At 62.2% G+C, this 15,512-nt stretch carries 12 protein-coding genes; 6 read left to right on the top strand and 6 right to left on the bottom strand.

Going from position 1 to position 15,512, the window contains the following annotated elements:
• Positions 1–110: 110 nt before the first annotated feature.
• The 3 genes from NCR93_RS27505 to NCR93_RS27495 all read left to right on the top strand — a co-directional run bounded on the left by NCR93_RS27505 (position 111) and on the right by NCR93_RS27495 (position 4,542).
• Positions 111–638 (top strand): Lrp/AsnC family transcriptional regulator, encoded by a 528-nt coding sequence (locus tag NCR93_RS27505; RefSeq protein ID WP_008346196.1) that lies wholly within the window; start codon positions 111–113, stop codon positions 636–638.
• An 83-nt stretch (positions 639–721) separates the two neighbouring features.
• Entirely contained in the window at positions 722–3,070 is a 2,349-nt protein-coding gene (locus NCR93_RS27500; protein WP_175980286.1) for a transglycosylase domain-containing protein, read from the top strand.
• A gap of 260 nt (positions 3,071–3,330) precedes the next feature.
• Positions 3,331–4,542, top strand: coding sequence for a GDSL-type esterase/lipase family protein (locus tag NCR93_RS27495; RefSeq protein WP_239295289.1), 1,212 nt, complete (start codon positions 3,331–3,333; stop codon positions 4,540–4,542).
• A 69-nt stretch (positions 4,543–4,611) separates the two neighbouring features.
• Here the strand turns inward: NCR93_RS27495 and NCR93_RS27490 are convergent, their stop codons facing one another.
• The gene (locus tag NCR93_RS27490) at positions 4,612–5,487 is read right to left on the bottom strand and encodes a hypothetical protein (protein ID WP_239295288.1); all 876 of its coding nucleotides are present in this window, start codon (positions 5,485–5,487) and stop codon (positions 4,612–4,614) included.
• On the opposite strand from NCR93_RS27490, the gene NCR93_RS27485 reads away from it, so the two are divergent.
• The 3 genes from NCR93_RS27485 to murJ all read left to right on the top strand — a co-directional run bounded on the left by NCR93_RS27485 (position 5,465) and on the right by murJ (position 9,085).
• Complete coding sequence (locus NCR93_RS27485) at positions 5,465–5,806, top strand: hypothetical protein (RefSeq protein ID WP_241814146.1); 342 nt, start codon at positions 5,465–5,467, stop codon at positions 5,804–5,806. The two genes, NCR93_RS27490 and NCR93_RS27485, sit on opposite strands and share 23 nt — an antisense overlap.
• Positions 5,807–6,964: 1,158 nt before the next feature.
• Positions 6,965–7,528, top strand: a complete 564-nt coding sequence (locus tag NCR93_RS27480; protein ID WP_008346189.1) for a serine O-acetyltransferase — start codon at positions 6,965–6,967, stop codon at positions 7,526–7,528.
• 171 nt (positions 7,529–7,699) lie between these two features.
• Entirely contained in the window at positions 7,700–9,085 is a 1,386-nt protein-coding gene (gene murJ / locus NCR93_RS27475; protein WP_175980288.1) for a murein biosynthesis integral membrane protein MurJ, read from the top strand.
• A gap of 10 nt (positions 9,086–9,095) precedes the next feature.
• Here the strand turns inward: murJ and NCR93_RS27470 are convergent, their stop codons facing one another.
• The 5 genes from NCR93_RS27470 to NCR93_RS27450 form a co-directional block, all read right to left on the bottom strand.
• Entirely contained in the window at positions 9,096–11,033 is a 1,938-nt protein-coding gene (locus NCR93_RS27470; RefSeq protein WP_239295286.1) for an acyltransferase family protein, read from the bottom strand.
• Between the two features lie 124 nt (positions 11,034–11,157).
• Positions 11,158–12,168, bottom strand: coding sequence for a polysaccharide deacetylase family protein (locus NCR93_RS27465; protein WP_175980290.1), 1,011 nt, complete (start codon positions 12,166–12,168; stop codon positions 11,158–11,160).
• 5 nt (positions 12,169–12,173) lie between these two features.
• Complete coding sequence (locus NCR93_RS27460) at positions 12,174–13,280, bottom strand: EpsG family protein (RefSeq protein WP_235366307.1); 1,107 nt, start codon at positions 13,278–13,280, stop codon at positions 12,174–12,176.
• Between the two features lie 47 nt (positions 13,281–13,327).
• Positions 13,328–14,347 (bottom strand): hypothetical protein, encoded by a 1,020-nt coding sequence (locus NCR93_RS27455; RefSeq protein ID WP_175980291.1) that lies wholly within the window; start codon positions 14,345–14,347, stop codon positions 13,328–13,330.
• Positions 14,347–15,510, bottom strand: a complete 1,164-nt coding sequence (locus tag NCR93_RS27450; RefSeq protein WP_008346177.1) for a glycosyltransferase family 4 protein — start codon at positions 15,508–15,510, stop codon at positions 14,347–14,349. Before NCR93_RS27450 ends, NCR93_RS27455 begins: the two co-directional genes overlap by 1 nt.
• Positions 15,511–15,512 lie beyond the last annotated feature (2 nt).

Here is a 15,512-nt window from a genome sequence, read left to right as displayed (position 1 = left end):
AGAGATTCTCGCGACGGATCGGGTTGCGAAAAAATGCCGTTCGGCCTAACGTTTTTGGACGCGAGACGCTGTTCGCTAACTTTTATTTCGCACAAGAGCCTGTTGAAGCAATGAAAAAAACCGCATCCGCTCCAAACCCGCATCCGGCAAGCGTCCAGACCGATCGCGTCGATCGCGCGATCCTGCGTCAGTTGCAGCGCGATGCGTCGATCTCGAACGTCGCGCTCGCGGAGAAGGTCAATCTGAGTCCGCCCGCGTGTCTGCGGCGCGTCGAGCGGCTGCGCGAAGCGGGGCTGATCCGCGCGACCGTCGCGCTGCTCGATCCGAAAGCGCTCGATGCCGGCATGCTCGTCTTGATCGGCGTGATTCTCGACCGCTCGACGCCCGATTCCTTCGACGCCTTCGAGAAAGCCGCTCAGAAAGTGCCCGGCTGCATGGAATGCCACGTCGTGACCGGCGAATTCGACTTCTTCATGCTGATCCGCACGCGCGACAGCGAAAGCTTCAACCGGCTCCACGCCGAAAAGCTGCTCTATCTGCCGGGCGTGCGGCAGATCCGCACGTTCGTCGTGTTGCGTGAGGTGCTTTCGACGACGGCGTTTCCAATCGGCGAATCGGCGGGAACGCGGGCGGTGTAGCGTCGGCGACACTTTTGCGAAAGACCTGCTGAAAAATTACGCTACGATTCAGGGTTTTCCATGTCCGGGCATCCCGTTTCGTTGTGACCGCGTCTGATTTCAAAGCCTGGGCCAAGGCGATTCTGGCTCGCCTCGCGTCGCGGCTGCGTCCGCATCTGCGTGCGCGTTCGCTGCTCCTTCTGCCGGCGCTCTTCCTTATCTATGTGCTGGTGCTGATTCCGTTCACGCCCGGTATCCGCGATATCCGCCGTGCAAAAGTCGATCAGCCCGCGCAGATCTATTCCGCCGACGGCAAGCTCCTCGCCGAATTCAAGCCGACGCATCGCGAATGGGTGAGTCTCAAACAGATTTCGCCGCAGGTGATCGACGCGCTCATCTCGACCGAAGACCGGCGGTTCTATCAGCATCACGGCATCGACTTCCGGCGCACGGCGGGCGCGGCGCTGCGCACGTTCTCGGGCGACCGGCAAGGCGGCTCGACGCTCACGCAGCAGCTCGCGCGCAATCTGTATCCCGAGGAAATCGGCCGCTCGCAGACGCTCACGCGCAAGCTGAAGGAAGCGATCACGGCGTTCAAGATCGAAGCGCTCTATTCGAAGGACGAGATTCTCGAAACGTATCTGAACACGGTGCCGTTCCTGTACAACGCGTACGGCATCGAAATGGCCGCGCGCACTTACTTCGACAAATCCGCTGGCCAGCTCGACGTGCTCGAAAGCGCGACGCTCATCGGCATGTTGAAGGGCAACAGTTACTACAACCCGGTGATCAATCCGGAGCGCGCGCTCGACCGGCGCAACATCGTCCTCGGGCAGATGGTCAAGTTCGGCCACTTGCCGGCGACCAAACTCGACGCGCTGAAGAAACGTCCGCTGCGCATCGACTTCGAGCGGCAGACGGAAGAGCCCGGCCGCGCGCCGCACTTCGCGCAGCAGTTGCGCAAATGGCTGATCGGCTGGGCCGACGACAACGACTACAACATCTATTCCGATGGCCTCGTCGTGCGCACGACCATCGATTCGCGTCTGCAGGCGATGGCGACGAACGCGCTCGCGCTGCAGGGCAACCAGTTGCAATCGATCGCCAACGCGGCGTGGGGCGGCCGCGCCGGTTGCGCGAACGCGAACGCCGATCTCGGGCACGCGTTCATCCGCGAGACGGACGCATACCGCGCGCTGCGCACGGGCGGCGCGAACGACGCCGACGCCATCAAGAAACTCGGCTCGGACCGCGCCTTCATGCAGGCGCTGTGCGAGGACAAGACGCGCGTGCAGGCCGCGTTCGTCGCGCTCGATCCGCGCAACGGGCAGATCAAGGCGTGGGTCGGCAGCCGCGATTTCACGCAGGATCCGTTCGATCACGTCGCGCAGGCGCGCCGCCAGCCCGGCTCGACCTTCAAGCCTTTCGTCTACGGCGCGGCGTTCGAGCGCGGCGCGAAGCCGGCCGATACGATCGTCGATCAGACCGTCGAAATCCCGATTCGCGGCGACGAAATCTGGCGCCCGACCGACGACTCGCCGCCGTCGGGCCGTCCCGTGAGCCTGCGCGACGGCATCGCGTATTCGAAGAACCGCATCACCGCGCAGTTGATGGAACAAGTCGGTCCGGGACGCGTCGCGCGGCTCGCGCGTGACATGGGCGTGCGCGACAGTCATCTCGACGTGGTGCCGTCGCTCGCGCTTGGCACGAGCCCGGTGACGCTGAGGGAAATGGTGTCGGCGTACGGCACGATCGCGAACGACGGCAGTTATATGGAGCCGCTGCTCGTCACGCGCATCGAGAACAAGGTCGGCGAAGTCCTCGCGCAGTTCGAGAGCACGCCCGAGCGCGCGCTGTCCGTCGATGCGACGCGCAAGCTCGTCGATGTGATGCGCGACGTCATCAACCGCGGCACCGGCACGACGATCCGCACGCGCTTCGGCATTCGCGCGGATGTCGCGGGCAAGACCGGCACTACGCAGGACAACGCCGACGGCTGGTTCATCCTGATGCATCCGCAACTCGTCGCGGGCGCGTGGGTCGGCTTCAACGACAGCCGCGTCACGCTGCGCAGCGATTACTGGGGCCAAGGCGCGCACAGCGCGTTGCCGATCGTCGGCGACTTCATGCAGCGTTCGCTGCGTTCGCATCTGATCGATGCCCGCGCGCGCTTCGATACGCAGGAAGCGCCGGGCATGTGGCAAACGATGCTCACGAACGCAAAAACCTGGTTCGACGAGACGTTCTCGAAAGCGCCGAAGCCGGGCAAGCCGAAAACCGCGCAGACGGCGGCGCAGCATCCGGTGCGTCCGAAGCGGCCGCCTTCGGAGCCCGCCGCCGAAGTGACCGAAGAGCCGCCGCAACCGCCAGTGTTTACGACGATGCCGCCGATCCTGCCCACGCCCGGCGAAACTGCAAGCTCTCCGGCGCCCGCTTCCGACGTGCAACCGTAAACGCTTACGCCGCCCGCGAACAAAGGCGGGCTTGCGTAGACAGTTAGTTGCGAGCTAGCGACGAAAGACTTGCCTATCGGCCGAAATGAGCGCGCGCGCACAGAGCACGCGCACAAATGGTGCTCCGATTCACCAAGGCGAAACAAACGCATTCAAAGATTTCGCCGCGCACCCCGGCGCGCTGTGGCCACATGCGCCCGCCAAAAGTCTCGCGCACTGCGAGACGTCTATCTCATTCCAGGCTGGTTTCGGAGAACAAGTTGAACAAGCGATTTCCTCGCCTCAAGCGAGCCCTCGTGGCCACCGCGCTCGCCTTGCCGCTTACGTCGTCGAGTTTTGCGCAGAACGTCAGCGCTACCCTGCCGTGGACCGGCACCTGGAGCACCGCGCCGATGATCGTCGGCGGCGGCGGCTTCAATAATCAGACGATCCGGCAGATCGTGCACACGAGCATCGGCGGGACGGCCGCCGGCGTCCAGTTTTCCAATCAGTACGGCAGCGAGCCGCTCGTGATCGGCGACGTGCGCGTCGCGTTGCGCGCCGACGGCAAACGCACCGTGCCGGGCAGCGACAGGGCCGTCACCTTCAACGGTCAGCCCTTCGTGACGATTCCGCCCGGCAAGACGGAGATGAGCGATCCGATCGCGATCGCGGTGCCGGCGATGTCGGACATCGTCGTCAGCGCCTATCTCCCGCAGCAGACGCCATCGGAAACCACCGGTCACGCCGAAGGCCTGCAGGACGTGTACGTCGCGCCCGGCGATGTCAGCGCCGACACCGAATTCGCGGGCGGCGTGGTCAACGCGCTCGGCGCGCAGTCGTATTACTTCCTCACCGACGTCGTCGTGCAGAACGCCAGTGCGACGGGCGCGGTGGTCGCGTTCGGCGCGTCGATCACGGACGGCATCGATTCGCCGCCGAACACGAACGGCCGCTGGCCCAACCTGCTCGCCGCGCGTCTGCAGCAGGCGGGCATGACGGTGGGCGTGCTGAATCAGGGTATCGCCGGCAACGATTTCTTCACGAACGACGCGGGCGATGCCGGCCTCACGCGCTTCCAGCGCGACGTGCTCGACAAGTACAACGTCAAGTGGGTCATCATTTCCGACGATGCCGTCAACAACCTGATCGGCGGATCGCCGCCGACGGCCGCGCGCCTGAACAGCGCGTTCGCGCAACTGACGCAGAGCGCGCACGCGGCGGGCGTCAAGGCGATCTGCTCGACGCTCACGCCGTTCGAGGGCGTGTCGCCGTGGACGGCCGACATCGAAGCGACGCGGCAAGCGGTGAACGCGTTCGTCGCGACGCCCGACAGCGGCTGCGACGCCGTGCTCGATCAGGCCGCCGCGCTCGGCGATCCGGCCAATCCGCCTGTCATGCTCGGTGCGTACGACAGCGGCGACCATCTGCATCCGAATCAGGCGGGGCTGCAGGCGATCGCCAATTCCGTGAATCTCAACTGGCTCAAGTAGGCGGCGCGGAAAAGCAAAAAACGCCATGCGGAAAATTCATCCGCATGGCGTTTTTCATTTCATCGCCGATTACGACTTGACGATCGTCGGGTTCTGCACGTTGATGCGCGGACCCGCGTTGTCCCACTGCTCGACGATCAGCGGGTACTTCCACTTCGGATTCGTGCTGCTGATCTGGCCGTTGACGATGTAGCCGTCGAGCGACAGACCCTGAACCGCGAACGAACCGCCCGGGCTGGTCGTGTCGACGTGGTTGTTGATCGCGATCGTGACCGTCTTGCTGATCGGACCCGGCAGCGAGCCGAACCACACGTTGATGCCGCCGCCCTTGCAGTTCGCCGTCGTCGGGCTGTTGATCGTGATGCTCTTGAACACGGCCGAGTTGTCGTTCGGTTCGAAGTCGAGACCGCAAGCCGGCGCCGTGCCGGTGATGTTCTGCCAAATCGGGCTGTTGAACGTGATCGTGTCGCCCGAGATGATCGACACACCCTGACGGCGGCAGCCGTCGGCCTTGTGGTTGTCGACGACGAGGTTGTACGTCGGCGTGTTCTTCTTGCTCTGGCTATCGTTGATGTAGATGCCGTCGCCCCACGTATTGATCGTGGTCGGCGCGATCAGGTGCACGTTCTGTGCGCCGATGATCGAGAAGCCCATGCCGTGCTCGCCGCCCGAAGCCGAGTTCAGCTCCTTGCTGCCGTCGAGGTACGCGTTTTCGACGATGACGTTGCTCACGTCTTCGATGAGCATCATCTGGTAGATGTCGGCGTTGTGCGGGAGCAGCTTGATCGAAGCGCCCGACGCAAAGCGGATGTGCGTGTTCGTGCGCAGCTTGAGACCCGTCGTGTCGATGCGGACCTGGCCCGAGATCAGGAGAATCTGACCGACGGAACCGTCGATGGCGGCTTGCAGCGCGGCGCGGTCGTTGGTCGAGCCGTCGGCCTTCACGCCGAACGACGATGCGTTGATGGTGCCTGCGGTGTTCGTGCTGGCGGCGTTCGTCGAGCTTGCCGCGGCCGGAGCGCTGGCGGTCGTCGTGGCGCTTGCCGACGAAGCCGAGCTCGCGGGCGTCGCCGTCGAGGCGCCGCTGCCGGTGTTACGGCGTCTCCAGCGATCGGCGACCGAATCGGGGGCCGCGCTGTCGCTGCCGCCGCCGCATGCGGCGAGCACAAACGCGCCGCTACCCGCGATAAGCGAGGTCAGGAGTTTGCGACGGGTTGCGATACGCGTGTCGACGACGGTGTTGTCTGCCTGGGTGTCTGCCTGAGTGTTGTTCGAAAGCATTGTCTTTCCGAGTTGGTTGTGCGTTGTCGACGGGCGGACCCGTTCATGCGACTACGGCCGCACGCAACGTTTCTTTATGGGCGTGAGATGACCAACGCAAATTCAGCAGGCGCAAACGATTGCGCCGCTCAGCGCTCGACAGCCGCACACGGCGACTCCGAAAGGCATCTCGGCGAAAAACATGACGACTTCGGGATTGGACGAACCAGAGTCGGGAGAGCCAGATAATCCGGAAGTACCCACTCAACCCCGCGCTTGATTGGCCCGCGAACGGGCTGATGAAGCGCTGAAGTCTGACGGCAGTAATTACCGTCTTTTTTAAATCCTACAGATTGTTACGAGGCGTTTCTACCCGGCGCTTGTTACAAAATGTACGCTTGTAACTTATTATTTTGCTTTTTCGCGTCTTTATTGCTGTGCATTTCCGCTTTTAATCGGCGGCGAGTAAATTAATCTACCGCTTTTTTAATGTTAATACGGTAGATGAATAACACCACTTCAAACCAGTTGAGGTACGATGACTAATAATCATCTGAAGAATCGATTATAACGACACGAACGTTCACCCGCCGAGAGCGCGACCGATCGCCTCGGAAGGCCCGGTGGGGCTTGCAGAGCGCCTTTCGTATGCCGAAACGAGCAACGATCCGCCGATTATTTCGCCTTATTGACCGGTCAATCCGCCGACGATTATCCAGACGCGCACCAAAATTGCCGCTTCTGCACGGTTGCAGTCCCAACATTACATTCAAGTAAGCACCGTCTTAAACGATTTCATCCGACGAATCGGATTTTGTAAGTGCGGTCCAAAAACTTTTTTCATTCAAAAGACGAAAGACCCTACAGGGCTTACCCTTATCGGGTTTTTACGAATCGGATCATTTTCCGCTGAATCCCGCGCGCAGCCTGGGATTCGAGCGAAACGCTAATGATCTGATTAAAGAAACCGGTTTATTCAACAGACAAAACAGGCGAAAGTTGGAATCGTTTCGATTGCCAGCCGGACATATGTTCCGTTTCGCACTGATCCGGTTGGACAGAAAGACTAGTCTCGGATTTGGTGCGCTCAGCACAGTTGGGGGAACGGCCGATTCCGGCCGGAGGTATTACAAGAAATCACACGACCAGCGGATACACCGCGATGAAAACCTTTGATCTGATCAAAAGCGATCTCTATCGCTATACGGGCGAGTACAGCGTCATGCTCCTTCTCGAGCAACTGATGCTGAACGAAGGGTTCAACTACATGTTCTGGCTGCGCCTCGCGAGCGCCGCGTCGTCGCGGCCCATGCGCCTCGTGCTCAACCACATCGTGCGTCTGAAGCAGCGCCGCTTCGGGTTCGTGATCAGTCCGCGCACGCGCATCGGGCCGGGCTTCTATATCAGTCATATCGGCACGATCGCGGTAAACCCGACGGCGGTCATCGGCGCGAACTGCAACATCTCGCAGGGCGTGACCATCGGATCGAATCACGGCAAGGCGGCGACCATCGGCAACAACGTGTATATCGGGCCGAACGTCTGCATCATCGAAGACGTGACCATCGGCGACAACGTGACGATCGGCGCGGGCAGCGTCGTGACGAAGGATATTCCGCCGAACGTCACGGTGGCCGGCTGCCCGGCGCGCATTCTGACCGACGACGCCACGCCCGAGCGGGCGGCGCGCTACATCATGCGTCCGTGGCAGACAGGCGCGGTATGAAGGACCGGCTTCGGCATGGCGAGGTGCCTTAGCGAACAGTCACGCCGCCCGTTTTGGTGCACGCTCTCCTCTCTCACGCGAAAGCCGCGGGCCTTCGCGTGATTTCTGTCGCATGGCGCTTTCGTTTCGACGTCAGGCCATGCGGCGAAAGGCTCCCACGCAGGAGGACCCGTGCTGAGCGCAGCAGTGCAATCGGTGAGACGACGTCTCGGCGGCGTGCATCAGGATCACAAGAGAATCGCAAGAAGCGCGGTCGTCCTGCTGATCTTCGTGATCGCCGGGAAGTGCATCGGCGCGTCGAAGGAAATGGCGATCGCGTATCGCTACGGGATCAGCGGCACGGTCGACGCCTATCAGTTCGCGCTCACGCTCGTCACCTGGCTGCCGACGATGCTCACGAACGTGCTCGCCGTGCTGCTCGTTCCCGCGCTCGTCTCGCTTCAGGAAGACAAGTCGCAGCGCAACGGTTTTCTCGGCGAGCTGGAAGGCGTGGGCCTCGTGCTCGGCCTCGGCTCGTCGCTTCTGCTATGGCTTTTCTGGCCTTATCTCGCCGATGTCATCGCGGGCAGTCTCGCCGAGTCCACACGCGACATGTGCCGCGCGATGATCATCAGCATGACGCCGGTCGGCGTGCTGACCTTCACGATCTGCATTTCGTCGTCGCGGCTGCAGGCGTCGGGCAAGCACATCAACACCTTGCTCGAATGCGTGCCGGCCATCGGCCTGCTGGTCTTCGTGCTTGCCGCGCGCAACAACGAATCGATTTTTCCGCTCGTCATGGGGACGTCGCTCGGCTTCGTCGTGCAGGCCGCGTGGCTGCGCGTGCTCGCCAGGCGCGCCGACACGATGCCCGCCCGGCCGCGCGTTTCGATGCGCGCGAAGCAGTGGCCATCGACGATCCGCTCGATGGGCATGCTCACGATCGGCGCGGTCGTCGCGAGTCTGTGGCTTCCGATCGATCAGTACTTCATGGCGCAGCAAGGCGACGGCGCCATCGCGACGCTCGGCTACGCGAACCGGCTGCTCTCGCTCGTGCTCAGCATGGGCGCGCTTGCGATCACGCGCGCGACCTTGCCGATTCTCGCGGAGATTCTTCATCGCGGCGATCATGCGCGCGCACGCAGCACCGCGCTGAAGTGGTCCGGCATCATGACCGTACTGGGCCTGACCGGCAGCATCCTCGCGTATGCGCTCGCGCCGTACGTCGTGAAGCTGCTGTTTCAGAAAGGCGCGTTCACGGCCGACGACACCATCGCCGTCACCACGCTCTTTCGCTACGGGCTGCTGCAAGTGCCGTTCTACTTCGGCATGTGCGTGCTCGTGCAGCTGTTCGCGAGCGAGACACGCTATCGCGCGATCTCCGTCATTTCGCTGATCGGCTTCGCGACGAAGATCATCGGCAACGTCATTCTCGTGCGCTACTACGGCGCGCAGGGCGTGCTGCTCGCGACCGGCATCGGCGCGATCGCGGTGCTCGCGAGCTATATCTTCTGGACGCGCTATGCGCCGCCGTTCACCGGCAACGACGCGCAGCACGATACCGGCACGCCGCAATAAGCACCTGCTTTCAACCTTGTTCGAATACGCGCCGGAACATCGGCACGAGGAAGCGGTTGCCGTATTCGCTCATGTGATGGAAGTCGGAGTAAAGCGGCCGGCCATCGTGCGAGCCCATGCACTTGCCGTCCGGGCACAGGAACGGACGCGGGTCGAGCAGATGGATGCCGCATTGATCGTGTGCCTGATGCATCGCCTGCAGCAACGCGCCATTGCGCTGAACGTAATCCGACATGGTGATCGACAGATCGGGCGCCTTCGGATCCCGCATCTTCTCGCGCGCGAGCGTCAGCGGCACGTTGAAGTCGAACTCGGGAATCGGTTCGACGAGATAGACCGGGCGAATCTTCGAGATGCGGCAAACGGTCGATAGCAAGTGCTCGCGATACAACTCCGTCGTGAACGGCGTCGATGTCTGCGCCGGCTGCTCCGGATTGACGAACGCGAAGTCGTCCATCGTCGGACCGGACCAGTACTGCGACCAGTGATTCGCGATGATGACCGGCGTCTTCGCGCTCTGATCGCGGCTCAGGATATCGATGTACTTGCGGTCCTGATCGAAGCAATCGCCATTGCCGCGGCGAATGCCGTAGATCGTCGGGCAACCTTCTATCGTGATGAGCAGCACATCATCGGGCTTGCCGTTCGGCACGGCGTCGACGACCGCTTCGGCGATCGCTTCCGCGTGACTGTCGCCGAGCACCACGACGCGGCTCTCCTTCTGCTTGTTCGCGACATCGCACGGATCGATCATCATGTGACACTTCGTGCGATGCGGATTCGTGTCGTAGGTCTCGCTATCGGCGATGAACACCGAACGGTCGAAGCGATTCGGCACGCCCTGGCTCGCATAGATGCTGCCGCCGCCGATTGCCAGCAGCAGCGTGAACGCGAGAATCGGACGCAGCGTGATGAAGCGCGGAAAGGCGCGCGCCTCGTCTCGCGCCGGCGGCTTCCTGGTCTTCGACTCGACGAGCGCATACGACAGATAGCCCATCACGAAGCCGCCCGCGATCGCGGCCGCGCGCCAGCGCAGCGAACCTTCCCTGTCGAAGTACGTGAGCGCGACGACGAACGGCCAGTGCCAGAGATAGACCGAGTACGAAATCTTGCCGATGAACTGCGCGAGCGGATTGCCCGTGAAGATCGAATGCCTGCGCGCCGCGAGAATCACGAACGACGTGCCGAGCACCGGCACGAGCGCGAGGTAGCCCGGCCATTCGTTGTTCTCGTTGAACATGACCGCGCCGTACGCGATCATCGCGAGGCCGATGCATTCCAGCGTGCGGCGCACGGGCCTGCCCGCCGTCAACGGGAACAGATAGACGAGCCCGCCCGCGATCATTTCCCATGCGCGCGTCGGCAGCAGGAAGAACGCGGCCGTCGGCCATTTCGTCGGATCGGAGAGATAGACGCACGCCGCGAACGAAACGAGCGCGGCGCCGACGAGCGCCATCTTCGTCCCGCGTCGCCCGAAGAGCTTGCGCACGAGCAGAATGCCGAGCGGATACAGCAGATAGAACTGCCACTCGACGGAAAGCGACCACGTATGCAGCAGCCATTTCAGATGCGAGCGCGTATCGAAGTAACCCGCTTCGCGCCAGTAAACGATGTTCGAAAAGAAGCCGAGGCTCGATCCCGCCGCCTTGCCGAACGCGCGAAACTCGGAAGGCAGGAATATCAGCCAGCCGAACACACCGAGCGCGAAGCAAAGAAACGCGAGCGCCGGAATGATGCGCCGCGCTCGATCGCCATAGAATTCGAGCACCGAGAACCTGTCCTTCGAAAGGCGTCTGAAGATGATGCTCGTCATCAGATAACCGGAGATCACAAAGAACACGTCGACGCCGAGAAAGCCGCCTTTGAAGCCGGGCACATCGAAGTGGAAAAGGACGACCGCGAGAACCGCGAACGCGCGCAGGCCGTTGATGTCGTTACGAAAGTTCATCGCGCTTCCCCCAAGAACTTCTTTTTTGCCGCGCACGCGCCAGCGCGATGCAATGGACATCGCCATTGCATCGCGCCCGCCGTGCGGGTTATTTTCTAGCGTCTTGTCTTTCCTGATTACTTCGTCATACGAACAAACCGAATTCCATCTCCGCAAGCCGGCTTTCTTCCGATTGCGTCGCCCGCGCGACTTCCGCCATGGTCGCGGGCTGCATGCCGTAGGTCTCTCTCAAGTACACGTGATGCTTCAGCACCGCTTCGAGGACGCCGAGGTTCTCGGCCAGATTCGCACCGAAGTTATGCGGATGCCACCACAAGTGGAACGAACGCCCCGTGCGCGCCGCCGACGTCATCGACTGCTTGATCCGATGGATGCGCAGCCATTCGAGCGCGCGCTTGTTGCGCGCATATGGACGCAGGAAGCGGCTCGAACGCACGTCGATGAGTCCGCGAGCCGGGCGCGGATCGAACGCGTGATCGCCTGAGATATTGATGTACGTATCGACGAGACGCGCCGCGCGGCGCATCGCCGCTTCATCGGCGCGCGAGGTTTCGCGATACATCCAGCTGCGCTCCGTGCCGCGATACGCGACGAGCCCTTGCTCCGCGCACACCGACAGATACGCGTTGTTCACCTGATTGCGCGGAAACACGATGCTCGCGGGCGGATCGGCGAGACGCCGGATCGATGCGACGGATGCTTCCATGTCGGCGGCGAACTGCGCCTTGTTTTGCCCTGCTTCGAGTGCGTAGTAATGGCAGAACGTATGGCTCGCGAGCTCGCTGCCTTCGGTATCGACGATCCGACGCGCGAGCGACAGACCATAGTGGTACGGATCGCTCTTTTCGTTATCGCCGATCGAATCGAGATAACCGTTGGCGTATGGACTCAGCTTCGTATCGGTATAAGTCGGCCGGACGTCGGGCAGATTCGCGAGCAGGTCCTTTTTGTTATCGAACAGCAGCATGCCGACCGTCGCCCACGTCGCCTTCACGCGATACTTCGTGAAGATGTCGAGCATCGCCGGAATCGCCTCGCGCACGCCGAGAATGTTCTTTCCGTATGTGGCGATCGAGCGATGGTCGCGCACGCCCCACATCAGTTCGAAATCGAGCGAAATCAGGAAGTAGGACATCGTCGTCAGGGCATCAGGAAGTAGTGATAGACGCCTTCGAAATAACTCTTCGTGGCGTCGGCTGCGACGGCCACGAACACGCCGAAGGTGATGACCAGAACCATCGCGTTCTTGAACTTGATCTCGGGCGCGAGGAACGGCAGCAGCAGCGGCACGCAATACCAGACGCGGCCCTTCGCGAACGGAAACACGAAGAACGCAACGACGAGATACACGAAGAGTCCGACATGCATGATCGACAGCCGCGTGAATGCGCGCTGACGCTGCGTATCCTGCGCGCGCCACGTCGAGTAGAGCACCATGACCGATGCCATCGTGTAGAACAGCAGCAGCGACAGCAGCTTGATCGTGAAGTTTTCCTGATAGCCCGAGTACTCGTCGATACGACGGCCGCCGTAGGTCGCAAACAGAAACTTCGCCGCCGACGCAAGCACGATCGCCACCACGCTCACCGCGACGAGCGCGCGCGCTTTCCTTTGCTCGCCGATGAAACCGGCGGTCATCAGGAACGCTGTAGGCACCGCGAAGGTCGTGTGCACGAAGCTCGCGAGCCCCATGCCGATGGTCGGCTTATTGAAGCGCAGCGCGAAGAGCATCGCGATGGCCAGACCGAAGCCCTGGCGGATCTGGAACAGACCGACCGTAGCGAGCGCATACGGAATCACGAGCCACAGAACGAGACCGATGAGCGGCCTGCGCGTCTGCAACAGCGAATACATCACGACCAGGTTAAGCAGCACCACCGTAATGCGGATGCCGCCTTCGGGCGACACGCCGAACGCATTGAGGAGGATGACCCACGAGCGCCAGCCCAGTTCTTCCGTGATAAGGCTGATGAGAAAGCCCATATCCGACTCGCGGTTCTGATAGAACTGCACAAGCCAGTGCCAGTCGGTCGAGCGGAAGTACTGGATGTACGCTTCCTGGTCGAAGATCAGGCCGACGCTGCGCTCGCGGAACGCGACGATCGAGAGCGCCGTGGCCGCGAGCACAAGGAACGCCCAGCCGGATGGCGTCATGAAGTACGCGAATCCGGTCATGCGTCGTATCGGTTCGCTCTGCGCGCTCTGTGCGCTTTGCTGCGCCGTATTGTTCATTGTCGTTGCTTGCATCGTATTGGCCTTTTTTCCGCTTTAGTTATTGTGTGTGGGCGCGGCTTTCATGGCACGAGCCTCAGGTTGGTGACGATGATCTTCGGTCCCGCCTTGTCGTAATCGATGCTTTCCACTGTCGACATCTTCGGACTCACCCATGTCGGCGAATGACTCGCGATCTGCCCGGACACCTTGCGCCCATTCAGCTTGAGCGATGACACGGCGAACGCGGCATCGCTCGCGCCTTCGTCGCGATGATTCGTGATGCCGATATCGACATGCTTGGGCATCGGCCCGACGATCTCCTCCAGCCAGACGATGATCCCGTACCGGCAATTGCGCGTCGTCGGATTGACGATGCGAATGTTCTCGAGAATATCGGCGTTGCTGTTCGGCTCCGCGTCGAGCCCCGCTTCCGGCTGCGTGCCGCCGATGTTCTCCCACAGCGGATTCTCGAACACGATGTTGCGTCCGCTGATGATCGACACGCCTTGTCTGCGGCAGCGGTCCGCATGATGATTCACCACGCGAATACCGCTGCTGTACTTAAACGCGACGTTGTAGCTGTTGGCGATATAGATGCCATCGCCCCAGCAGCCGATCGTCTTCGGCGAGATGAGCGTCACCTCCGTGCTTCCCGCAATCGAAAAGCCCATGCCGTGACCGTTTTCACGCAGCGCCGGTTTCGCGGCATTAAGCTCCTTGCTACCGTCGAGCACCGCGTTCTCGACGAGCACGTTGCTCACGTCCCAGATGCGGAAGATCGAATAGAACGACGTATCGTGCGGCAGCAGCTTGATCGACGCGCCCGGTGCGAAGCGCAGGTGACTATCGCGCCGCAGGTCGAGCCCTTTGTCGTCGATACGGCACTTGCCCGTGATGAGCAAGGTCGAATCGACGGATTGATCGATGGCCCGCTGCAGCGCGATGCGATCGTTCGTCTTGCCGTCGCCCCTCACGCCGAACGACTTGTCGGTGACGACATCGCGTTTCTGCGCCGCGCGCGCGTCGAAGCCGGCGACGCCCGCTCCACCGGCGACGGCGCCCATCAGCAGCGAGCGGATCACTTGTCGCCGGTCGACCATTACGCTTTCTCTCCCGTCACCGCACGCGCATAAGCCGTGCTCTTGCCTTCGCCGCCGCGCGAGCGTGCGCCGAGTTGCGCGAAGATCGCGTCCCACTGACGCAGGATCGCCGGCGACGAATAACGCTGCCGTACCGATGCCGCCGCCTTGCGTCCGAGCTCGGCGCGCAACGCTTCGTCCGACATCACGCGGCGCAGCGCATCGATCAGAGCGGCCTTGTCGCCGGCAGGCACGAGCAGACCGTCCTGGCCGTCGCGCGTGAGTTCGCGCGGGCCGCTCTTGCAGTCGAACGCGACCGTCGCGAGGCCGAGCGCCATGCCTTCGAGCATCGCCATCGGCAGACCTTCGTAGCGCGACGACAGCACGAACGCATCCGAGCGCGCCATCTCTTCCCAAGGCGTCGTCGTCTTGCCGGGCATCAGCACGCGCTCGTTCATCTTCAGTTGCGCGACCTGCGCTTCGAGCACCGCGCGCTCCGGGCCTTCGCCCCAGATCCACAGATCCCAGTCCGGAAACTCGGGCGCGAGCGTCGCGAATACATCGATCAGCAGATCGAACTGTTTTTGCGTGTTGAGACGCCCGACCGCGACGAGCCGCTTGCGCGCGCTCTTCTCGATGGTTTCGGGCTGCAACAGCAACAACTCGTCCGGCAGCGGATTGGGCACCACTTCGATGCGCTTCACGCGCGGCACCATCTTCCTGAACGATGCCTCCATGTTGTCCGTGAGCAGCGTGAGCAGGTCCGCGCTCGGATAAACGAAGCGGCACATCTGGCTCATGAGCTGCGAACGGCCGTCGGCGGACGGATCGATGTGCTCGCTCGCGATCACCGGAATGCCGAGGCCGCGCGTCGCGAGAATCGTCGTGATGTTCACGTTCGAGAGGAACGACACGACCACATCGGGCGCGCTTTCGCGGATCAGCGCACGCAGCGCGCGAAAGCGCGCGGGATATTGCAGCATACGCGCGCCGGCCTTCACGCGATCGGCGAGGAAGACGCAGCGCACGTTCGGCGCGAGCGGATAAAAGCACGCGCCACGGCCGCTATACGTGATGACGAGCGTCACCGTATCGCCGCGTTGCGCCCACGCATTGACGAGCGAGGCCGCGACGCGCTCCGCGCCGCCGCTTCCCATCGAACTGACCACGAGCATGATCTTCATCG

This window comes from Caballeronia sp. ATUFL_F1_KS39 (assembly GCF_023630985.1).
Lineage (GTDB): Bacteria > Pseudomonadota > Gammaproteobacteria > Burkholderiales > Burkholderiaceae > Caballeronia > Caballeronia zhejiangensis.
This window is presented reverse-complemented; position numbering and strand designations above follow the sequence as displayed.